The following is a 21,522-nucleotide window of genomic DNA, read 5'->3' on the forward strand; positions in this document are numbered from 1 at the left end:
TGGTGTCCTCGGCGGGGGCACTGACCAGGATCATGGGCAGCGGCGAGCCGGCGTGGGCGAGGATGCCCTGGGTGTGCCAGACGATCTCGCTGGGCGTGTACTGGACGAAGTAGTCGTCGCCGAGGGTGTCCCAGAGTGTCTCGACCTCGGCCTCGTCGGCGCCCAGGGTGCGCAGCAGGGCGAGCGCCTCGGTGCGGGTCTCGCGGATCCAGTCGTCGCGGTCGATGGGGTTCTCCAGGCCGCGGCGCAAAGCGCGCTTGGTCTCGCTGTGCAACTGGCGCAGCAGCGCCGCCCGCCAGCCGTTCCACAGCGAGGGGTTGGTGGCGGTGATGTCGGCGACGGTGAGGACGTAGAGGTAGTCGAGATGGACCTCGTCGCGCATCTGGCGGGCGAACTCGCGGATCACGTCGGGGTCCGAGATGTCGCGCTTCTGGGCGGTCTTGGACATCAGCAGGTGATGCTCCACCAGCCAGGCGACCAGCCGGGTGTCGCGCTGGGTGAGGCCGTGGCGTTCGCCGAACTCGGTGACGTACTGGGCGCCGAGAAGCGCTGGATGAACTTGAGCAGTCGCAGGGTGTGAGCGTCGACCGTGTAGAGGTGGAACAGGTCGTGCTGCATCAGCCCCACCGCCTGACCGAATTCGGGCAGGTACTTGCCGAGGATGCCGTAGCGGTTCATGCGGCGGAGCTGGCGGGGCACGTTGCCGCCGCTGCGCAGCAGTTCCATGAACAGGCTCTGGTGGCGCAGGTCGTCGCGGAAGCCCGCGTCGATGAGATGGCGGTGATCGCGGATCAGGCGAATGGTCTCGGCGCGCACGCCCTCGATCTCGGGGTGCTGGGCCATCAGCAGGAACAGCTCGAGCAGCGCCCCGGGCCGGCGCCGGAAGACCCGCGGGTGGCGGGCCTGGATGTAGCCGCCCTTGATCTCGAAGCGGGCGTTGAGCGGGCGGGTCTCGAGCGCCTCGTCGGCGCGCAGGATCATCTCGTCGAAATGCTGCAGCAGCATGTCGTTGAGCCCGGCCAGGGCGGTGACGTGACGGTAGTAGCGCTTCATGAACTGCTCGACGCCCAGGCGTTCCGGCGAGTCGCGATAGCCGAACAGCTCGGCGACGGCGCGCTGGTGGTCGAACAGCAGGCGATCCTCGGCGCGGCCGGTGAGCATGTGCAGCGCGTAGCGCACCTGCCAGAGAAAGGCCTGCCCCTGGCTGAGAATCTGCAGCTCGGCATCGTTCATGAAGCCCTGGGCGACCACTTCCTCGTAGCGCAGCGGGCCGAAGTAGCGCTTGGCCACCCAGCCGATCATCTGGATGTCGCGCAGCCCGCCGGGCGAGCTCTTGATGTTGGGCTCGAGCTGGTACTCGGAGTTGTTGTGCTTGTAGTGGCGGGTGATCTGCTCCTGCCACTTGGCCTCGAAGAACTGCGCCGGCGGCCACATGTGCTGGCTCGACAGGCGTTCGGTCATCGCCGCGCGCAGCGGCTCGGGACCGGCCAGGGTGCGCGTCTCGAGCAGGTTGGTGATCACCGTGACGTCGCCCCGTGCCTCGCGCTCGCAGTCGGCCAGCGAACGCACGCTGTGGCCGATCTCCAGACCGATGTCCCAGAGAAAGGTGATGAAGGCGGTCAGCGGTTCGCGGTAGGGCGTGTCGTCATCGTGCTCGAGCAGCAGCAGCAGATCGACGTCGGAGTGCGGGTGCAGCTCGCCGCGCCCGTAGCCACCCACCGCGAGCAGGGCGACGCCGTCGTCCGGCCAGGCGTGACGCTCCCAGGCGATCGCCAGCAGCCGGTCCAGGCACCAGGCGCGGCCGTGGATCAGGTCGCGGATGTCGGTGCCGGCGCGAAAGCGCGCATCGAGGCGCTCCTGAAGCTCGCGCAGCGCCTGCTTGTACACGGGGATCGGCGCACGGCTGGTGTCGAGTTCGGCGCGAAAGGCGTCGACGTCGAACAGGGTCTCGTCGGGGACGAAGCGGTAGTGGTGCAGCAGCATGCGCGATGGCTCTCCGAGGATGGGGCGTGGCCGGTGGGGCGGGCGCAGCCCGGGCGGCGTGTCAGCCGTCGAGAAACGCCAGGTCCTCGTCGTGACGCGCCGTGGTGACGATGCAGCCGCCCTTGGTGACCACCAGCGTATGCTCCCACTGGGCCGAAAGGGACTTGTCGCGCGTGACCGCCGTCCAGCCATCCTTGAGCACCTTGGTCTGGTGCTTGCCGGCATTGATCATCGGCTCGATGGTGAGGCACATGCCTTCCTTGAGGACCAGGTCGTTGTGCGGCTCGTAACCGTCATAATGCAATACCTGCGGTTCCTCGTGGAAATTCTTGCCGATGCCGTGGCCACAGAAGTCGCGCACCACGCTGTAGCCGTTGTCTTCGGCGTGGGCCTGGATCGTCTTGCCGATGTCGGACAGGCGGGTGCCTTCCTTGACGATGGCGAGCGACTTGTACAGGCACTCCTGGGTCACCTGGGAGAGCCGCTCGCCCTTGATGTTCTCGCCGACCACGAACATGCGGCTGGTGTCACCATAGTAGCCATCCTTGATCACGGTGACGTCGATATTGAAGATGTCGCCCTTCTTCAGCACCTTGCTGAAATCGGGTATGCCGTGGCACACCACATGGTTGAGCGAGATGCAGGTGGCGTGCTGGTAACCGTGGTAGCCGATGGTGGCCGATACGCAGCCCAGCTCCTGCTCCAGGTAGTCCTGGCACAGCTTGTCGATCTCGCCGGTCGAGATGCCCGGGCGGACATGTTCGGCGATCATCTCGAGCACCTGGGCGGCGCAGCGTCCGGCTATCTTCAGCTTCTCGATATCGTCGGGGGTATTGATCGGGACGTTCATGGAATCTCGGGTCGGGAAATGGGGCGAGAGCCGCCGGGCAAGGCACCGGCGGCTTCATCTGAGCATCATTCTATGGTATAAAGCCGCGCGCTTGACTGCAATGCGCTCACGGCCCGGTCGGGCAGCGCGAGCGGCAGGCGGCGATATCATCAACGCCTTGAAAACACACATGCACCGTCACATGGTCCCGGGTGCCGAGGTCGACGCCGACAGGCGTGCCGCGGTCGGATCCATGGGGTGCATGGAGGCCTAACCCGATTCATCAGGAGACATCCCCATGGCGCAAGTCAACATGCGTGACCTGCTCAAGGCAGGCGCCCATTTCGGCCACCAGACCAAGTACTGGAACCCGAAGATGAGCAAGTTCATCTTCGGTGCGCGCAACAAGATCCACATCATCAACCTCGAACACACCCTGCCGGCGCTCAACGACGCCGCCGCCGTGGTCGAGAAGATGGCTGCCGCCAACAACAAGATCCTGTTCGTCGGCACCAAGCGTGCCGCCAGCAAGATCATCAAGGAAGAGGCGTCCCGCGCCGGTCAGCCGTTCGTCAACCATCGCTGGCTGGGCGGCATGCTGACCAACTACAAGACCATCCGTGTCTCGATCAAGCGCCTGCGTGAGCTGGAAGCGATGCGCGAGGACGGCACCTTCGAGAAGCTGACCAAGAAGGAAGTCCTGATGGCGACCCGCGAGCAGGACAAGCTCGAGCGCGCCATCGGCGGTATCAAGGACATGGGCGGCCTGCCGGATGCGATGTTCGTGGTCGACGTCGACCATGAGCGCATCGCCATCAACGAAGCCAACAAGCTGGGCATTCCGGTCATCGGTGTCGTCGACACCAACTCCGATCCGGACGGCGTCGACTACGTCATCCCGGGCAACGACGACTCGATTCGTGCCATCCAGATCTACGTCCAGGCGATCGCCGACGCCAGCGCCAAGGCGAAGGAAGGGCGTCCCGACGAGTTCGTCGAAGTGACCGAGAACAACGAAGTCGCCGAGTGAGCGTGTCGCGCCTATCCTGACTGTCATCTTCGCCGGCTAGTCTGGCGCCGCGATCGGTCGGGGTACGCGAAGGGGGCCGAGGCCCCCTTCGTCGCGCAACCCACTCGTGTTTCGATACCTGGCAGAGGACTCTGCCTTTCGTTTATCCGACGTCGAATTTTCAGAGGTTTACCACTATGGCAGCTATCAGCGCATCGCTGGTCAAGGAACTGCGTGAACGCACCGGTCTCGGCATGATGGAGTGCAAGAAGGCACTCACCGAGGCGGGCGGTGACATCGAGCAGGCGATCGAGGACCTGCGCAAGAACTCCGGCCTCAAGGCCGCCAAGAAGGCCGGTCGTACCGCCGCCGAAGGCGCGATCGTCACTCGCGTCGCCGAAGACGGCACCTACGGCGTGATGCTCGAGGTCAACTCCGAGACCGACTTCGTCGCCCGCGACGACAACTTCAAGGCATTTGCCGACCAGGTCCTGGCCAAGGTCTTCGAGACCAAGAGCGAGGACGTCGCCAGCCTGATGGACGGCGAGCTCGAGACCGCCCGCGAGCAGTTGGTCCAGAAGATCGGCGAGAACATCAGCGTGCGTCGCGCGGTGGTCGTCGAGGCCCCGGCCGACGGCGTGGTCGGCGCCTATGTCCACGGCGGCCGGATCGGCGTGCTGACCACCCTCAAGGGCGGCAACGCCGAGGCGGCCAAGGACGTCGCCATGCACGTCGCGGCGATCAACCCGTCGGTGGCGCATCCCGAGAACATGCCGCAGGAAGAGCTCGACAAGGAAAAGGCGATCATCCTGGCCCAGCCCGACATGGCCGGCAAGCCGGAGAACATTGCCGAGAAGATGGTCCAGGGCCGTCTCAAGAAGTACCTCGCCGAGAACAGCCTGACCGAGCAGCCCTTCGTCAAGGATCCGAACACCAGCGTCGCCGACTACGTCAAGTCGCAGGGTGGCGAAGTGGTCGGCTTCACCCGCTACGAGGTCGGCGAAGGCATCGAGAAGGAAGAAGTCGATTTTGCCAAGGAAGTGATGGAACAGGCTCGCCGCAGCTGAGGTCCTAGCTTCTGGTTGTCGCATGGCGTGCGCTTAGGGCGCACGCCATCGTGTATCCGGCCGGTGGTCAGTCACCGGCAGTCACATCCCGCCGTTACCAGGAGAATCCCGCATGCCTGCCATTCCCGACCGCAATGCCAAGTCACCGGAGCGTAGCGACAAGTCGAAGTACAAGCGTATTCTGCTCAAGTTGTCCGGCGAAGCGTTGATGGGCGACGGTGAGTTCGGCATCGATCCCAAGGTGCTCGACCGCATGGCGCTGGAGATCGGCCAGCTGGTCGGTATCGGCGTTCAGGTGGGAATCGTGGTCGGCGGGGGCAACCTGTTTCGCGGCGCGGCGCTGCATGCCGCGGGCATGGAGCGCGTGACCGGCGACCACATGGGCATGCTGGCCACGGTGATGAACGCCCTGGCCATGCGCGATGCGCTGGAGCGCTCGAACATCCGCTCGCGGGTGATGTCGGCGATCCCCATGAGCGGGGTGGTCGAGCATTACGACCGGCGCACGGCGATCCGCTATCTGACCTCGGGCGATGTGGTGATCTTCTCCGCCGGCACCGGCAATCCGTTCTTCACCACCGATTCCGCGGCCTGTCTGCGGGGGATCGAGATCGATGCCGACGTGGTGGTCAAGGCCACCAAGGTCGACGGTGTCTACGACAAGGATCCGGTCCATCACGCCGACGCCGTCAAGTACGACAAGCTCGGCTACGACGAAGTCCTCGACCGCAAGCTCGGGGTGATGGATTTGACCGCCATCTGCCTGGTACGGGACCATGACATGCCGGTCCGCGTGTTCGACATGACCAAGCCCGGAGCGTTGCTCAACCTGGTCGTGGGTGGTAAGGAAGGAACGCTGATAGACAGAGGTTGAAACCGTGATCAACGAGATCAAGAAGGATGCGGAAGTCCGCATGAAGAAGAGCCTGGAGTCGCTGCAGGCCAACTTCCACAAGATCCGCACCGGGCGCGCCCACCCGAGCATCCTCGATGCGGTGACCGTGGAGTACTACGGCTCGCAGATGCCGATCAATCAGGTGGCCAGCGTCAACGTCGAGGATGCCCGCACGCTCGCCGTGGTGCCCTGGGAGAAGTCGATGGTGCCCAAGGTCGAGAAGGCGATCATGACCTCCGATCTGGGACTCAACCCGGCCACCGCCGGTTCGGTGATCCGCGTGCCGATGCCGGCGCTGACCGAGGAAACCCGTCGCGGCTATATCAAGCAGGCGCGCAGTGAGGCCGAGAATGCCCGCGTTGCGGTGCGCAACGTGCGTCGCGACGCCAACAGCGACATCAAGGCGCTGCTCAAGGAAAAGGCCATCACCGAGGACGACGAGCATCAGGGCGAGGAGGCGATCCAGAAGCTGACCGACAAGTACGTCGCCGAGATCGACAAGCTGCTGGAAGGCAAGGAGCACGACCTGCTGCAGGTCTGATGCGCGCCCGGGCGGCGGCGCGTCGCTCGGGCAGGGATGGTGCCACGCGCGAGATACCATGAGTTCACAGCAGTCGCAAAACCTGCCACGCCATGTGGCGATCATCATGGACGGCAACAATCGCTGGGCCCGTGCGCACGGGCTGTCGGGCGTGCGTGGTCATCGGGCCGGCGTCGAGGCCGTGCGTGCGGTGATTCGCCGGGCGGCCGAACGGGGCATCGAGACCCTGACCCTGTTCGCCTTCTCCAGCGAGAACTGGAAGCGGCCACCCGCCGAGGTTCGCGCGCTGATGGAGCTGTTCCTGATGGTGCTCAAGCGCGAGGTCAGGAAGCTGCACGACAACGGCATCCGGCTGTCGGTGATCGGCGAGCGTGAGCGGTTCTCCGAGACCATCCAGCAGTACATCGCCCGGGCCGAGTCGTTGACCCGCGACAACACCGGCCTGCATCTGATCGTCGCCGCCAACTACGGTGGCCAGCGCGACATCGCGCTGGCCGCGCAGCGCCTGGCCCGGCGCGTCGAGGCCGGCGAGATGACGGCCGAGCAGATCGACGAAGCCTCGCTCGACGCCGAGATCGGTCGCGCCAGCGCGCCGCCGGTCGACCTGTGCATCCGCACCAGCGGCGAATTGCGGGTGTCCAATTTCCTGCTCTGGCAGCTGGCCTACTCCGAATTCCACTTCTCGTCGTTACTGTGGCCCGATTTCGGGGGTGATGCCTTCGACGAGGCGCTCGACGACTTCCGTCGCCGCCAGCGTCGTTTCGGCATGACCCAGGAACAGATCGAGGCTCAGGGTGCTTAGACAGCGCATCATTACCGCCGTGATTCTGGCGCCGCTGGTGCTGGCCGGGCTGTTCGGCCTTTCCGGCGGTGCCTTCGCCGTGTTCACCGCCGCCGTGATCCTGCTCGCCGGCTGGGAGTGGACCAATCTTGCCGGGGTCGCCGGTGTCGCCGGGCGGCTCGGCTATGTTGCCCTGCTGGCGCTGCTGATGCTGGCGGGCTGGTACTCGGACGCCGTGAATGCCGCCTGGCCGCTGTGGGTGGCCTGTGCGGGCTGGTTGGTGAGCGTCTACTGGGTCGCCGGCTATCCGGACCGCGGGCGCCAGTGGCGCAGCGTGACGGCCCGACTGACGATCGGGCTGTGGGTGCTGCTGCCCTGCTGGGCCGGTTTCGTACAGCTGCGCGACAGCGGCGCCCAGTGGCTGCTCTATGTGCTGCTGCTGGTCTGGCTGGCGGACATCGGCGCCTACTTCGCCGGCCGTCGCTTCGGGCGTCGCAAGCTCGCTCCCCGGGTGAGCCCCGGCAAGTCCTGGGAGGGAGTCTACGGCGGCATGGCGGTCACCGCGCTGCTGGCCCTGGGCTATACCCTGGGGTTCTCGCTGTCGCCGGGCGACGGCCTGTGGCTGGTGGTGACCACCGTGGGGGTCACCCTGGTATCGGTACTCGGCGATCTGCTCGAGAGCATGTTCAAGCGCTGGCGGGGCATCAAGGATTCCGGGCGGCTGTTGCCGGGCCATGGTGGCATACTCGATCGTATCGACAGCCTCACCGCGGCGGTACCGCTGTTCGCCCTGCTCCGGCTGTGGCATTGAGGAGACCCCGATGAGTGAGCTTTCCACCGCGCGGGGCCCGCAGACGGTCACCGTGCTTGGGGCCACGGGCTCGATCGGCGCCAGCACCCTGGACGTCATTGCCCGCCATCCCGAGCGTTATCGCATTCATGCCCTGACCGCCGGCACCCGACGCGAGGTGCTTCTCGAGCAGTGCCGTCGTCATCGCCCGGCGGTGGCCGTCCTCTCCCGCGAGGTGGATGCCGCCTGGTTGCGCGAACGCCTCGCCGAGGCGCGTCTGGCGATCGAGGTGCGTGCCGGTGAGCCGGCTCTGGTCGAGGTGGCCGAGGCCGGCGAGGTCGATGTGGTGATGGCGGCGATCGTCGGTGCGGCGGGGCTGTTGCCGACGCTGGCGGCGGTGCGCGCCGGCAAGCGTGTGCTGCTCGCCAACAAGGAGGCGCTGGTGATGTCCGGTGCCCTGTTCATGGACGAGGTCGCCCGCTGCGGTGCCCGGCTGCTGCCGATCGACTCGGAACACAACGCCATCTACCAGTGCCTGCCGCCCCCCGACGCCCGGACGAGCCTGGGGGGCGTGGGCGTGACCCAGTTGCTGCTGACCGCCTCGGGGGGGCCGTTTCGTGGCTGGACGGCACAGGCGCTGCGCGCCGTCACCCCCGAACAGGCCTGCGCGCACCCCAACTGGTCGATGGGCCGCAAGATCTCGGTGGACAGTGCCACGCTGATGAACAAGGGCCTCGAACTGATCGAGGCCTGCTGGCTGTTCGCCGCGCGCCCCGAGCAGATTCAGGTGGTGGTTCACCCGCAGAGCGTGATCCACTCCATGGCGGCCTACAGCGACGGCTCGGTGATCGCCCAGCTGGGCAATCCCGACATGCGCACGCCGATCGCCTACGGGCTGGCCTGGCCCGAGCGTATCGCCGCCGGCGTCGAGCGTCTCGATCTGTTCCAGATCGCCCGGCTCGACTTCGAGCCGCCCGACGAGGGTGCCTTTCCGTGCCTGCGGCTGGCCCGCGAGGCGATGGCTGCCGGCGGCACGGCCCCGGCGGTACTCAACGCCGCCAACGAGGTCGCCGTGGCCGCGTTCCTCGACGGACGGCTGGGGTTTGCCGGCATCGCCGAGGTCGTCGAGTCGGTGCTCGAGGCGAGCCACGTACAGCCCGCCGACGAACTGGAGCGGATTCTCGCCGAGGACGCCCGCGCCCGGCGGCTTGCCGGCCAGCGCATCGCGTCGCTGGCGATGGCGCGTTAACGCGAGGAGAAACGGATGGACGCGATTCAGAACATCCTGGCGGCCATCGTGGTACTGGGCCTGTTGATCACCTTCCACGAGTTCGGCCATTTCTGGGTCGCCCGGCGTTGCGGGGTGAAGGTACTGCGCTTCTCGGTGGGCTTCGGCAAGCCGCTGTGGTCGCGGCTCGACCGCCAGGGGACGGAATACGCGATCGCCGCGATCCCGCTGGGCGGCTACGTCAAGATGCTCGACGAGCGCGAGGGGCCGGTCGATGCCGGCGAGCGGCACCGGGCCTTCAACCGCCAGCGTGTCTGGAAGCGCATCGCCATCGTGGTGGCCGGACCGCTGGCCAACTTCCTGCTGGCGGTTGCCGTCTACTGGCTGCTGTTCATCATGGGCACCAGCGCCGTGGCGCCGGTGATCGGCGAGGTGGCGCCGGACTCGCCGGCGGCACGCGGCGGCCTGGCCGGCGGTCAGGAGATCGTGTCGGTCGAGGGCGATGCCACCCCCACCTGGGAGGCGGTCAACCTCGAGCTGCTGGCCGCCATCGGCACCGACCGCCCGCTCGACATCGCGGTGCGCGATGCCGACGCCGGCGGCGAGCCGCGCCTGCATCGGGTACCGGTCAGTCACTACCTGGTGGGCCAGGACCCACCGCAGCCGCTGTCGAGCCTGGGGGTCACCCCGTGGCGCCCCGATACGCCGGCGGTGCTCGGGCGGATTCTCGATGAGGGCGCGGCGGCCCGGGCCGGACTCCAGGCCGGCGACCGCATCGTGGCCATCGACGGCCGGCCGGTCGCCGACTGGATGGCCTTCGTCGAGACGGTCCGTGCCCATCCCGGCGACTCGCTGACGCTGGATGTCGAGCGTGACGGTCACCACCGTCAGGTGACGCTGATCCCGGCGAGCCACGCGCAGGACGGGGAAACCATCGGTTACATCGGTGCCGGCGTGGCGCCGGTGAGCTGGCCCGAGGCCTACCGCCGCGAGATTCGCTACGGCCCGCTGGCGGCGGTCGGTCAGGCGCTGAACAAGACCGGGGAGATGACCTGGCTGACGCTGGATTCGATCCGCAAGATGCTGCAGGGGCTGATCTCGCCGAGCAATCTGTCGGGGCCGATCACCATCGCGCGAATCGCCGGCGACACCGCGCGCAGCGGTCTGGAGAGCTTCATCGGGTTCATGGCCTACCTGTCGATCAGCCTGGGCGTGCTGAATCTGCTGCCGATCCCGGTGCTCGACGGCGGCCATCTGGTCTATTACCTGATCGAGGCGGTGCGCGGACGCCCGGTGTCGGAGCGGGCCCAGGCGGCGGGGCTGCGTATCGGCATGGCGCTGGTCGGGACCCTGATGCTGATGGCGTTGTATTTCGACCTGATGCGGCTCTAGGCAATGCCTGAAAAGTACTGCGCTCGCCCATACGGCGTTAAAAATCGGCTCAAGATGCTCATTTACACCCCCGTAAACTCCGCTCTTTCGCCGATTTTTGCCTTGTCTGGCCTTCGCTCGTCGACTTTTCAGATAAAGCCTAGCGCCGTCATGAAGCGCTTGGCGTCGCTGCGCCGCGACAAGAGACACGCGTCGTGGCCAACCTTGTCAGCGGCCCAAGTAAATGTATAAGGTGCCTGTTCAGCGAGCTGGCGGAACAACTCGAGCGAAGCGATTGCATGAAACTCAAGATCATCGGATTGGCGGCACTACTGCTCTGCAGCACCCAGACGGCCCTGGCGGAATCGTTCACCGTGTCGGACATTCGCGTGGAGGGGCTGCAGCGCGTTTCCGCCGCGTCCGTCTTCAACGCGTTCCCGATCGCCGCCAGCGAGCGCGTCGATGACCGTGAATTGGCCGACGCAGCCAAGCAGCTCTTCGATACCGGGCTGTTCGAGGACGTCCGTCTGGCCCGCGACGGCGACGTGCTGATCGTCCACGTCGTCGAACGCCCCTCGATCTCGGAGATCGACATCGAGGGCAACTCGCAGATCTCCGACGATGACCTGCGCAAGGGCATGAAGGACACCGGGCTCGCCGAGGGCCAGGTCCTGCAGCGCGCCACGCTCGACGAGGTCCAGCGTCAGCTCGAGCAGCTCTATCATGCCCAGGGACGCTACAGCGCCACCATCGACACCGAGGTGGAGCCGGTGAGCCGCAACCGCGTGCAGGTGGACATCAAGGTCAACGAAGGGGCGGTGGCCAAGATCCGCCAGATCAACATCGTCGGCAACCAGGCCTTCTCCGACGCGACCCTGCGTGACCAGTTGCAGCTCGAGGATCGTCCCGGCTGGTTCTTCGGCTGGTTCTCCGACGATGAGTATTCCCGCGAGAAACTGTCCGGCGATCTGGAGTCGCTGCGCTCCTGGTACCTCGATCGCGGCTACGTGAACTTCGCCATCACCTCCACCCAGGTGGCGATCAGCCCCGACAAGTCGAAGATCTTCGTGACCATCAACGTCAACGAGGGCAAGCGTTACCGCATCGACCAGATCAAGTTCGCCGGTGACTTGAAGATTTCCGAAGCCAAGGCGCGCGAGCTGATCACCGCGAAATCCGGCGACGTCTATTCGCGCAGCACGCTGACCGCCTCGGCCGAGGCGCTGCGGCAGAAACTCGGCGCCGAGGGCTTCGCCTTCGCCAATGTCGAGAGCGTGCCCGAGGTGGACAAGGACGGCGACACCGTCGACGTGACCTTCCTGGTCGAGCCGGGTGACCGGGCCTACGTGCGGCGCATCAATTTCGAGGGCAACACCACCACCCAGGATGAAGTGCTGCGCCGCGAGATGATTCAGCTGGAGGGCGCGCCGGCGTCCACCGACAAGATCAGCCAGTCCAAGCAGCGCCTCGAGCGGCTGGGCTTCTTCAAGCAGGTCGATGTCGAGACCCGCCCGGTGCCCGGCGAGCCCGATCAGGTCGACGTCACCTACAACGTCCAGGAACAGCCGTCCGGCTCGATCTCGGCGAGCGTCGGCTTCTCGCAGACCGCCGGGGTGATCTATGGCGCCTCGCTGTCGCAGAAGAACTTCCTCGGGACCGGCAATCAGGTGGATATCGGCGCCCAGCGCAGCGACACCTACACCAGTCTCAACTTCGGGTTCACCGATCCGTACTGGACGCTGGACGGCATCTCGCGCGGCTTCAACGTCTACTACCGCGAGACCGACTACGAAGATTCCGATATCTCGACCTATTCCACCGATACCTTCGGCGGCGACATCAACTTCGGTTATCCGATCAACGATATCACCCGTCTGAATTTCGGGGTGGGCCTCGAGAATCTGTCGATCAAGACCTATAACGACACGCCCTATGAGATCGTCGAATACGTCGACAGCCAGGGCAAGGACGCCGTCAGCTACAAGCTGACCAGCAGCTGGACGCGCAACAACCTCAACCGCGGCATCCTGCCCACCGACGGCAGCTATCAGCGCGTCTCGCTGGAGACGGCGGTGCCCGGCTCCGATGCCCAGTACTACAAGCTGCGCTATCGCGGTCAGAAGCTGTTCGAGCTCTCGCCCGACTGGTCGCTGAAGTTCGCCTCGACGCTGGGTTACGCCGACACCATCGGCAACGATCCCTATCCGTTCTACGAGAACTTCTACGCCGGCGGTCTGGGCTCGGTGCGCGGCTTCTCCGGCAACACCCTGGGGCCGAGGACCACCAAGCGCAACGACGGCGACGACGATACCCTCGGCGGCAACGTGCTGCTGGAAGGGTCCGTCGAACTGATCTATCCGTTCCCGTTCGTCGACGATCATCGCTCGCTGCAGACCAGCGTGTTCCTCGATACCGGCAACACCTTCCTCACCGAGTGCTATGACGTGCCCGACGGGGAGAGTTCCAACTGCGAAAGCGGGGTCCACCTCGACGAGCTGCGCTACAGCGTCGGTCTCGGCCTGTCCTGGCTGACGCCGGTGGGGCCGTTGACCTTCAGCGTGGCCAAGCCGCTCAACGAGAAGAGCGGTGACGATACCCAGGTCTTCCAGTTCTCCCTCGGCCAGACCTTCTGAGGCGGTGAGACCCAACAAGGAGAAAAGCATGCGCAAACTGACCGGGGCCCTGTGCCTGCTCGGCGCCCTGGCGGCGGTGCCCGCCCACGCGAGTGACGTCGCCGTGCTCGACTGGCGCGAGGCGCTGATGCAGTCCGACGCCGCCCAGCGCTCGATGAACGAGTTGCGTAACCAGACCAGCGCCCAGCGCCAGCAGGCCGACGACCTCGGCAAGGAGCTCCAGCAGCTCCAGCAGAAGCTGCAGAAGGACGGCGCGGTGATGTCCGACAACGAGCGCCAGACGGTCCGGCAGGAGCTGAGCGAGAAAGGGCAACGCTTCCAGCAGTTGCGTGCACAGATCCAGCAGACCCAGCAGGAGAAGCAGCAGGCCTTCCTGCAGTCCGCCAAGCCGCGGCTCGACAAGGCGATCCAGAAGGTGGTCGACGAGCACCACGTCAAGGTGGTGCTCGACCGCGATGCCGTGGTCTACCGCGACGACAGCCTGGATCTCACTCAGGAAGTGACCCGCATCCTCAATGCCAACTGATACGCCGGGCGCTCGCCGCCCGTCTCGCCGATGACATGAAGACAGCCAAGCCTTTTTCCAGCTCCCTCGCCGATCTGGCCCAGCGTCTGGGAGCGACCCTCGTCGGCGACGGCGAGCGCCGCGTCAGCGGTCTCGCCACGCTCAGCGATGCCGGCCCGGAGGACATCAGCTTTCTGGCCAACAAGGCCTATCTGAAATACCTGCCCCGGACCCGGGCCGCCGCGGTACTGATTCATCCGGCGCATGCCGCGGAGTGCCCGGTGCCGCGGCTCGAGCTCGACAATCCCTATCTGGCCTACGCCGAACTCTCGCGGCTGTTCGACCCCATGGCGGCGCGGCCGGTCAGCGGCATCCACCCCTCGGCGGTGGTCGCCGACGGCGTCACCCTGGGGCGCAACGTGAGCGTCGAGGCGCAGGCGGTGATCGAGAGCGGCGCCGAACTGGGTGACGACGTGGTGGTCGGCCCGGGCAGCGTGGTGGGGGCCGACTCGGTGATCGGTGCGGGATCACGCCTCTACGCCAACGTCACCGTCTATCACGGCGTGGTGATCGGCGAGCGGGCGATTCTCCACAGTGGTTGCGTGATCGGCGGCGATGGTTTCGGTTTCGCCCACGACGGTGCCGGCTGGCACAAGATCGCCCAGCTCGGCGGCGTGGTGCTCGGCGATGACGTCGAGATCGGCAGTTGCTCGAGCATCGATCGCGGGGCGCTGGGCGACACCGTGATCGGCAACGACGTCAAGATCGACAGCCAGGTGCAGATCGCCCACAACGTCCGGATCGGCGATCACAGCGCGCTGGCCGGCTGCGTGGGCATCGCCGGATCCACCAAGGTCGGCCGCCACTGCATGCTCGGCGGTGGCGTGGGGCTCTCCGGTCATCTGACGATCTGCGACGGCGTGCAGGTCACCGGCATGAGCCTGGTCACCAACTCGATCACCGAGCCGGGTGTCTACTCCTCGGGCACCGGTGCCATGCACAACGCGCTGTGGCGCAAGAATGCCGTGCGTTTCAAGCAGCTCGACGACATCGCCAAGCGCCTGACACGGCTGGAGCGTGACAGCCGCCCGTGACGGCGGCTGCCAGCCCGTGTCGGCGACGCTATAATCCGGCGTCAAAATCAACGCGGCGGGGGAGGTCCCGCCCGGCAATGCCTGCCCTGCGAGCAGGCATCCCGCACATTCAGAGGTCGCATCGATGGTAATGGACATCAACGAAATTCGTGAGTATCTGCCGCACCGGTATCCGTTTCTTCTGGTCGATCGGGTGGTGGAACTCGAACTCGGCGAATCCATCGTTGCCCGCAAGAACGTCAGCATCAACGAGCCGTTCTTCAACGGCCACTTCCCCCACCATCCGATCATGCCCGGCGTGCTGATCATCGAGGCGCTGGCCCAGGCCGCCGGTATCCTCGGCTTCAAGACCGTCAACAAGCTGCCGCGCGACGGCTACGTCTATTATTACGTGGGCAGCGACAACGTCCGCCTCAAGCGCCCGGTAATGCCCGGCGATCAGTTGCGCCTGGAAGCGCGGGTGATCTTCGCCAAGCGCAGTATCTGGAAATTCGCCTGTCGCGCGACCGTCGACAATGAACTGGTCTGCGAGGCCGACATCATCTGTGCCGAGAGGAAGGTCGCTTGATTCATCCAACCGCCATCGTCGACCCCGCCGCACGTCTGGCCGACGACGTCGAGGTGGGACCGTTCACCGTCATCGGCGCCGACGTGGAGATCGGCGCCGGGAGTCGGATCGGCCCCCATGTGGTGCTCAAGGGGCCGACCCGGCTGGGCGAGCGCAACCGTATCTTCCAGTTCGCTTCCGTCGGCGAGGACTGCCAGGACAAGAAGTACGCCGGTGAGCCCACGCGCCTGGTGATGGGCGACGACAACGTGGTGCGCGAGGGCGCGACCCTGCACCGCGGCACCGTTCAGGATCGTGGCGAGACCACCATCGGCAGCCGCAACCTGTTCATGGCCTATGCCCACGTCGGCCACGACTGCGTGATCGGCGACGACTGCATTCTCGCCAATCAGGCCACGCTGGGCGGCCACGTCACCCTCGGCGACTTCGTGATCCTCGGCGGTCTGACCGCGATCCATCAGTTCTGCCACATCGGCGAGCATGCCATGTGCGGGGGTGGCTCCATCGTCACCAAGGACATCCCCGCCTACCTGATGGTCAACGGCAATCCGGGCCAGGCGCATGGGCTCAACCTGGTGGGGCTCAAGCGTCGCGGCTTCTCCCGGGAGGCGCTCAAGGCCCTGTCGGAGGCCTATCGGGTCGTCTACCGCCAGGGGCTGACCCTCGAGCAGGCGCTGGACGAGCTGACCGCCCGCTATGCCGGCCAGGACGCGGTCGCGACCTTCATCGCCTCGCTCAGGGCCTCGACCCGCGGCATCATCCGCTGAGCGGCGCCACTGCGATGCGTGTCTATCTGGTGGCCGGCGAGCTTTCGGGGGACAACCTGGGCGTGGGGCTGATGCGCTCGCTCAGGGCGCGCCATCCGGATGTCGAGTTTCGCGGCATCGGCGGACCGCGGATGATCGCCGCGGGCCTGGAGAGTCTCTATCCGCTGGAGACGCTGTCGGTGATGGGGCTGGTCGAGGTGCTCAAGCACCTGCCCGGGCTGGTGAAGGTCCGGCGTCACCTGAAGCGTGACGCCCTGGCCTGGCGGCCCGACGTGATGATCGGCATCGATGCGCCCGACTTCAACCTGGGGCTGGAGCGCCAGTTGCGCGAGGCGGGCGTGCCCACCGTGCACTACGTCAGTCCCTCGGTGTGGGCCTGGCGACAGGGGCGGGTCGCGGGCATCCGTCGCGCGGTGGATGCCATGCTCACCTTCCTGCCCTTCGAGGCCGCCTTCTACCGCCGCCACGCCGTGCCGGTGGCCTTCGTCGGTCACCCGCTCGCCGACGAACTGCCATTGACCAACGATCGCCTCGCCGCGCGCCGTGAACTGGGGCTCGACGCCGAGTCGCCGGTGCTGGCGCTGTTGCCCGGCTCGCGCGGCAACGAGATCCGCTTTCTGGGGGCGACCTTCCTCGATGTCGCCGAGCGCCTGAGCGCCGAGACCGAGGCCCTGCAACTGGTAATCCCCGCCGCCTCGCCGCAGCGACGCCAGGAACTCGAGGCGCTGCTCGCGACGCGCCCCGGGTTGCAGGCGCGCACGCGATTGCTCGACGGCCGCGCCCGCGAGGCGATGGTCGCCAGCGACGCGGTGCTGCTGACCTCCGGGACGGCGGCGCTGGAGGCGATGCTCTGTCATCGGCCGATGGTGGTCGCCTACCGCATGGCGCCGGCGACCCACTGGCTGGCCCGGCATCTGGTCAAGACCCCGTGGATCTCGCTGCCCAACCTGATCGCCCGCGAGTCGCTGGTGCCCGAGCTGATCCAGGATGCCGCCACGCCCACGGCGATCGTCGAACACTTGCGCCCCTGGTTGAACGACGCCAAGGCACGAGCCGCCATGGAGTCGCGCTTCGCCGCCATGCACGCCGAACTGCAGCGCGGCGCCAGCGCCCGTGCCGCCGAGTCCGTATTGGCGGTGGCGGCAGGCAGGGCGTTGCCGGACGACGAGGCCCAGCGCGTCGAGGCGGGCGCATGAATCGGCCGCTGTCGTTGCCGCCATGTCGCCACGTCATCGCCGGCTATCGGGGCGGCGCCGAGATCGTCCTCGACTACACCGGCGAGCGTCTCGCCGGGGTCGACGAGGTCGGTCGCGGTCCACTGGTGGGGTCGGTGGTCGCCGCCGCGGTGATCCTCGACCCGCGGCGGCCGATCGATGGCCTGGGCGACTCCAAGGCGCTCAGCGAGAAACGTCGTTTGGCGCTGGACGCCGCGATCCGCGAGCAGGCGCTGGCCTTTGCCATCGGCGAGGCGTCGCCGGACGAGATCGACACGCTCAACATCTATCATGCCACCCACCTGGCCATGCGCCGGGCGGTCGACGCCCTGAGCGTGGCCGCCGAATACCTGCTGGTGGACGGCAATCGTCTGCCCGGGCATCATGTTCCCGGCCAGGCGGTGGTCAAGGGCGATGCCCGTCATCCGGCCATCGGCGCCGCGTCGATTCTCGCCAAGGTGGCCCGCGATGCCCAGATGGTCGCCCTCGACGCGCGCTTTCCCGACTACGGATTCGCCCGTCACAAGGGCTATCCGACACCGCAACACCTGGCGGCGCTGGAGCGTCTGGGCCCGCTGGCCGAGCATCGCCGCTCCTTCGCCCCGGTGAAGAAGCAACTCGATCTTTTCTAGCGGGCGGCCCGCCCGATATTCAACATCGCGAGTCCGTTATGACGCCCCCTTTCGTTCACCTGCGCGTGCACAGCGAATATTCCCTCGTCGACGGCCTGGTACGCCTCAAGCCTCTGGTGAGCGCCACCGCCGAGGCTGGCATGCCGGCCCTGGCAGTGACCGACGAGGCCAACCTGTTCGGTCTGGTCAAGGGCTACAAGGCCGCGCTGGGCGCTGGCCTCAAGCCGATCATCGGCGCCGATCTGTGGCTCGAGAACCCCTTCGACGAGAGTCATCCCTACCGGCTGACACTGCTGGCGATGAACGATACCGGCTATCGCAACCTCACCGAACTGATCTCGCGGGGTTGGCAGGAGGGGCAGCAGCAGGGCAGCGCGCTGCTCAAGAAGGCCTGGATCTTCGCCCAGAGCGAGGGCCTGATCGCGCTGTCCGGGGCCCGGGAGGGCGAGATCGGGCGCTTCCTGCTCGCCGATCACCCGGGCGAGGCCCGCGAGCTGCTCGCCGAGTGGGAGCGCCACTTCCCGGGGCGTTTCTACCTCGAGCTGCAGCGCACCGGGCGTCAGTACGACGAGGAGTGCGTGCACCAGTCGGTGGCGCTCGCCGCCGAGACCGGCACGCCGGTGGTGGCCACCAACGACGTGCGCTTTCTGACCCGCGAGGACTTCTGGGCCCACGAGACCCGGGTGTCGATCGGCGAGGGCAAGGCGCTCGACGACCCGCGCCGCGAGCGCAAGTACAGCGAGGAGCAGTACCTCAAGAGCCCCCAGGAGATGGCCGAGCTGTTCGCCGACATCCCCGAGGCGCTCGAGAACACGGTGATGATCGCCGCGCGCTGCAGCGTCGACGTGCGCCTGGGCGAGATATTCCTGCCCGAGTTCCCGATCCCCGAGGGCATGACCCTCGACGAGTTCTTCCGCAAGGTGTCCCACGACGGCCTCAGCGATCGCCTGGTGCAGCTCTTCGAGGGCGACGACGCCATCTACCCGGATCGCCACCGTGCCGACCACGAGGCGGCCTACCGCGAGCGGCTCGACTTCGAGCTCGACATCATCATCAAGATGGGCTTCCCCGGCTACTTCCTGATCGTGATGGACTTCATCCAGTGGGCCAAGGACAACGACATCCCGGTGGGCCCGGGGCGTGGCTCCGGGGCCGGCTCGCTGGTCGCCTACGCGCTCAAGATCACCGATCTCGACCCGCTGGAATACGACCTGCTGTTCGAACGCTTCCTCAACCCGGAACGCGTCTCGATGCCCGACTTCGACGTCGACTTCTGCATGGAGAAGCGCGACCGGGTGATCGACTACGTCGCCGAGCGCTACGGCCGCGACGCCGTCTCGCAGATCGTCACCTTCGGCACCATGGCCGCCAAGGCGGTGGTGCGCGACGTGGCGCGTGCCCAGGGCAAGCCCTACTCGCTGGGCGACAAGCTCTCCAAGCTGATCCCCTTCGAGGTCGGCATGACCCTGGCCAAGGCCCACGAGCAGGAAGAGGCGCTGCGCGACCACCTCGCCAACGACGAGGAGGCCCAGGAAATCTGGGACATGGCGGTCAAGCTCGAGGGCATCACCCGCGGCACCGGCAAGCACGCCGGCGGGGTGGTGATCGCCCCCACCAAGCTCACCGACTTCTCGCCGCTGCTCTGCGAGCCGGACGGCAGCGGTCTGGTGGTGCAGTTCGACAAGAACGACATCGAGGACGCCGGGCTGGTCAAGTTCGACTTCCTCGGTCTGCGCACCCTGACCATCATCGACTGGGCGCTGGAGATGGTCGACACCGTGCGCGCGCGCCAGGGGCAGGGACCGCTCGATCTGGACACCATCCCGCTCGACGACGTGCCGACCTTCGACATGCTCAAGAAGGCCGAGACCACCGCGGTGTTCCAGCTCGAATCCCGCGGCATGAAGGAGCTGATCAAGCGTCTCCAGCCCGACTCGCTGGAGGACATGATCGCCCTGGTCGCGCTGTTCCGCCCGGGGCCCCTGCAGTCGGGGATGGTCGACGACTTCATCAACCGCAAGCACGGCCGTGCCGAGCTGGCCTTCCCGCACCCCGACTACCAGCACGAGCTGCTCAAGCCGGTGCTCGAGCCCACCTATGGCGTGATCCTCTACCAGGAGCAGGTCATGCAGATCGCCCAGGTGCTGGCCGGCTACAGCCTGGGGCAGGCCGACATGCTGCGCCGCGCCATGGGCAAGAAGAAGCCCGAGGAGATGGCCAAGCAGCGCGCCGGCTTCATGGAGGGCTGTGCCGCCAACGGCATCGACAAGGACCTGGCGGGCAACCTGTTCGACCTGGTGGAGAAGTTCGCCGGTTACGGCTTCAACAAGTCCCACTCGGCGGCCTATGGCCTGGTCTCCTACCAGACCGCCTGGCTCAAGGCCCATTACCCCGGCCCCTTCATGGCCGCGGTGCTGTCCACCGACATGGACAACCTCGACAAGGTGGTGCCGCTGATCGAGGAGTGCCGCAACCTGGGGCTGACGGTGACGCCGCCCGACGTCAACGTCGGCGGCTTCAAGTTCACCGTCGACGAGCAGGGGCGGGTGGTCTATGGCCTGGGTGCGATCCGCGGGGTCGGCGAGGGCCCGATCGGTGCGATCGTCGAGGCCCGCGCCGACGGGGGGGCCTTCAGCGACCTGTTCGATTTCTGCCGCCGGGTCGACGCCAAGCGCATGAACAAGCGCACCCTTGAGGCGCTGATCCGCTCCGGCGCCCTGGATACCCTGGGGCCGTCGCGGGCGGTGCTGGCCGCCGCGCTCGACGACGCCCTCAAGGCGGCGCAGCAGAGCACCGCCAACGCCAACCTGGGCATGATGGACATGTTCGGCGAGGCGTTCAGCGAGCCCGAGGCCGGCGACGCCTATGCCGATTACCGCCAGGCCCGTGAATGGAGCGACAAGGAGCGCCTGGCCGGCGAGAAGGACACCCTGGGGCTGTACCTGACCGGCCACCCGATCGACGAGTACGAGCAGGAGCTCGCGCGCTTCGTGTCGACGCGGATCAGCGATCTGAAGCCGTCCCGCGAACCCCAGCGGGTCGCCGGCCTGGTGGTGGCCATGCGCACCATGAAATCCAAGCGCGGCGACACCATGGCCTTCGTCACCCTCGACGACCGCACTGGGCGCATCGAGGCGTCGCTGTTCGGCGAGCTGTTCGATCAGGTGCGCGGCCAGCTCGATACCGACCAGGTGCTGATCGTCGAGGGCGAGGTCTCCAGCGACGACTACTCCGGCGGGCTGCGCCTGCGCGGCAAGACGGTCACGCCGATGGTCGACGCGCGCACCCGTTTTGGCGAGGCGGTCGAGCTGTCGGTGGATGGCGCGCGCTGCAACGGCCGCTTCGTGTCGAGCCTGCGCGCCAGTCTCACCCCCTGGCGCAACGAGACCGGCCTGCCGGTGCGCGTGCGCTATCGCAACGACGCGGCCAGCGGCTGGCTGGAGCTGGGCAGCGACTGGAAGGTCGCCCCGGCCGACGAACTGCTCGCCGCGCTGCGCGACGTCGAGGGGCAGGACGGCATTCGCCTCAAGTACCGTGGCTGAGCCGTTGTCTTGCGTGAGGCCGCCAAGCTGCGATAATGCGCGGTTACCGCGCGCCTATCGGGACGGCGCTGCA

At 66.7% G+C, this 21,522-nt stretch carries 17 protein-coding genes and 1 pseudogene; 16 read left to right on the forward strand and 2 right to left on the reverse strand.

Translation table 11 applies throughout. From position 1 onward, the window contains the following. A pseudogene (locus D0901_RS10185) lies at nt 1-1,983 on the reverse strand ([protein-PII] uridylyltransferase family protein); the annotation flags it as partial. Between the two features lie 61 nt (nt 1,984-2,044). After that, a complete protein-coding gene (map, locus tag D0901_RS10190) occupies nt 2,045-2,833 on the reverse strand; it encodes a type I methionyl aminopeptidase (protein WP_129140198.1) in 789 nt (262 codons plus the stop codon). A gap of 277 nt (nt 2,834-3,110) precedes the next feature. Here map and rpsB point away from each other — a divergent pair, with 277 nt between their 5' ends. From rpsB to dnaE, 16 genes are all read left to right on the forward strand, one after another. Continuing rightward, complete coding sequence (gene rpsB, locus D0901_RS10195) at nt 3,111-3,842, forward strand: 30S ribosomal protein S2 (RefSeq protein ID WP_129140199.1); 732 nt, start codon at nt 3,111-3,113, stop codon at nt 3,840-3,842. A 176-nt stretch (nt 3,843-4,018) separates the two neighbouring features. After that, nucleotides 4,019-4,888, forward strand: coding sequence for a translation elongation factor Ts (gene tsf, locus D0901_RS10200; RefSeq protein WP_129140200.1), 870 nt, complete (start codon nt 4,019-4,021; stop codon nt 4,886-4,888). A 112-nt stretch (nt 4,889-5,000) separates the two neighbouring features. Continuing rightward, nucleotides 5,001-5,762, forward strand: a complete 762-nt coding sequence (gene pyrH, locus D0901_RS10205; protein ID WP_129140201.1) for a UMP kinase — start codon at nt 5,001-5,003, stop codon at nt 5,760-5,762. Nucleotides 5,763-5,766: 4 nt separating this feature from the next. Then, nucleotides 5,767-6,324, forward strand: coding sequence for a ribosome recycling factor (frr, locus tag D0901_RS10210; protein ID WP_129140202.1), 558 nt, complete (start codon nt 5,767-5,769; stop codon nt 6,322-6,324). 58 nt (nt 6,325-6,382) lie between these two features. Next, entirely contained in the window at nt 6,383-7,126 is a 744-nt protein-coding gene (gene uppS / locus D0901_RS10215; protein ID WP_129140203.1) for a polyprenyl diphosphate synthase, read from the forward strand. After that, nucleotides 7,119-7,916, forward strand: a complete 798-nt coding sequence (locus D0901_RS10220; protein WP_129140204.1) for a phosphatidate cytidylyltransferase — start codon at nt 7,119-7,121, stop codon at nt 7,914-7,916. Before uppS ends, D0901_RS10220 begins: the two co-directional genes overlap by 8 nt. Before the next feature lie 10 nt (nt 7,917-7,926). Beyond that, nucleotides 7,927-9,144 (forward strand): 1-deoxy-D-xylulose-5-phosphate reductoisomerase, encoded by a 1,218-nt coding sequence (gene ispC, locus D0901_RS10225; RefSeq protein ID WP_129140205.1) that lies wholly within the window; start codon nt 7,927-7,929, stop codon nt 9,142-9,144. 15 nt (nt 9,145-9,159) lie between these two features. Next, nucleotides 9,160-10,515: a sigma E protease regulator RseP gene (gene rseP, locus D0901_RS10230; protein ID WP_129140206.1), complete on the forward strand. Its 1,356-nt coding sequence runs from the start codon at nt 9,160-9,162 to the stop codon at nt 10,513-10,515. A 278-nt stretch (nt 10,516-10,793) separates the two neighbouring features. Beyond that, nucleotides 10,794-13,127, forward strand: coding sequence for an outer membrane protein assembly factor BamA (gene bamA, locus D0901_RS10235; protein WP_203234851.1), 2,334 nt, complete (start codon nt 10,794-10,796; stop codon nt 13,125-13,127). A 28-nt stretch (nt 13,128-13,155) separates the two neighbouring features. After that, nucleotides 13,156-13,653, forward strand: a complete 498-nt coding sequence (locus tag D0901_RS10240) for an OmpH/Skp family outer membrane protein (RefSeq protein WP_129140207.1) — start codon at nt 13,156-13,158, stop codon at nt 13,651-13,653. A gap of 35 nt (nt 13,654-13,688) precedes the next feature. Then, nucleotides 13,689-14,726, forward strand: coding sequence for a UDP-3-O-(3-hydroxymyristoyl)glucosamine N-acyltransferase (lpxD, locus tag D0901_RS10245; RefSeq protein WP_129140208.1), 1,038 nt, complete (start codon nt 13,689-13,691; stop codon nt 14,724-14,726). Nucleotides 14,727-14,850: 124 nt separating this feature from the next. Beyond that, the gene (gene fabZ, locus D0901_RS10250) at nt 14,851-15,294 is read left to right on the forward strand and encodes a 3-hydroxyacyl-ACP dehydratase FabZ (RefSeq protein WP_129140209.1); all 444 of its coding nucleotides are present in this window, start codon (nt 14,851-14,853) and stop codon (nt 15,292-15,294) included. Then, nucleotides 15,291-16,061, forward strand: a complete 771-nt coding sequence (gene lpxA / locus D0901_RS10255) for an acyl-ACP--UDP-N-acetylglucosamine O-acyltransferase (RefSeq protein WP_129140210.1) — start codon at nt 15,291-15,293, stop codon at nt 16,059-16,061. Before fabZ ends, lpxA begins: the two co-directional genes overlap by 4 nt. A gap of 14 nt (nt 16,062-16,075) precedes the next feature. After that, entirely contained in the window at nt 16,076-17,257 is a 1,182-nt protein-coding gene (lpxB, locus tag D0901_RS10260; RefSeq protein WP_129140211.1) for a lipid-A-disaccharide synthase, read from the forward strand. Next, nucleotides 17,254-17,907, forward strand: a complete 654-nt coding sequence (gene rnhB / locus D0901_RS10265; protein ID WP_129140212.1) for a ribonuclease HII — start codon at nt 17,254-17,256, stop codon at nt 17,905-17,907. Before lpxB ends, rnhB begins: the two co-directional genes overlap by 4 nt. A 38-nt stretch (nt 17,908-17,945) precedes the next feature. Next, a complete protein-coding gene (gene dnaE / locus D0901_RS10270; protein ID WP_129140213.1) occupies nt 17,946-21,449 on the forward strand; it encodes a DNA polymerase III subunit alpha in 3,504 nt (1,167 codons plus the stop codon). Nucleotides 21,450-21,522: the final 73 nt, after the last annotated feature.

The sequence above is a fragment of the Modicisalibacter coralii genome, assembly GCF_004117855.1.
Taxonomy (GTDB): Bacteria; Pseudomonadota; Gammaproteobacteria; order Pseudomonadales; family Halomonadaceae; genus Modicisalibacter; species Modicisalibacter coralii.

What these genes read in the sequence shown, in the direction of transcription:
- bamA (WP_203234851.1), top strand. Translation starts at nt 10,794, where the DNA reads ATGAAACTCAAGATCATCGGATTGGCGGCACTACTGCTCTGCAGCACC.
- map (WP_129140198.1), bottom strand. Translation starts at nt 2,833, where the DNA reads ATGAACGTCCCGATCAATACCCCCGACGATATCGAGAAGCTGAAGATA.
- fabZ (WP_129140209.1), top strand. Translation starts at nt 14,851, where the DNA reads ATGGTAATGGACATCAACGAAATTCGTGAGTATCTGCCGCACCGGTAT.
- pyrH (WP_129140201.1), top strand. Translation starts at nt 5,001, where the DNA reads ATGCCTGCCATTCCCGACCGCAATGCCAAGTCACCGGAGCGTAGCGAC.
- D0901_RS10240 (WP_129140207.1), top strand. Translation starts at nt 13,156, where the DNA reads ATGCGCAAACTGACCGGGGCCCTGTGCCTGCTCGGCGCCCTGGCGGCG.
- ispC (WP_129140205.1), top strand. Translation starts at nt 7,927, where the DNA reads ATGAGTGAGCTTTCCACCGCGCGGGGCCCGCAGACGGTCACCGTGCTT.
- rnhB (WP_129140212.1), top strand. Translation starts at nt 17,254, where the DNA reads ATGAATCGGCCGCTGTCGTTGCCGCCATGTCGCCACGTCATCGCCGGC.
- dnaE (WP_129140213.1), top strand. Translation starts at nt 17,946, where the DNA reads ATGACGCCCCCTTTCGTTCACCTGCGCGTGCACAGCGAATATTCCCTC.
- lpxB (WP_129140211.1), top strand. Translation starts at nt 16,076, where the DNA reads ATGCGTGTCTATCTGGTGGCCGGCGAGCTTTCGGGGGACAACCTGGGC.
- rseP (WP_129140206.1), top strand. Translation starts at nt 9,160, where the DNA reads ATGGACGCGATTCAGAACATCCTGGCGGCCATCGTGGTACTGGGCCTG.
- tsf (WP_129140200.1), top strand. Translation starts at nt 4,019, where the DNA reads ATGGCAGCTATCAGCGCATCGCTGGTCAAGGAACTGCGTGAACGCACC.
- uppS (WP_129140203.1), top strand. Translation starts at nt 6,383, where the DNA reads ATGAGTTCACAGCAGTCGCAAAACCTGCCACGCCATGTGGCGATCATC.
- rpsB (WP_129140199.1), top strand. Translation starts at nt 3,111, where the DNA reads ATGGCGCAAGTCAACATGCGTGACCTGCTCAAGGCAGGCGCCCATTTC.
- lpxD (WP_129140208.1), top strand. Translation starts at nt 13,689, where the DNA reads ATGAAGACAGCCAAGCCTTTTTCCAGCTCCCTCGCCGATCTGGCCCAG.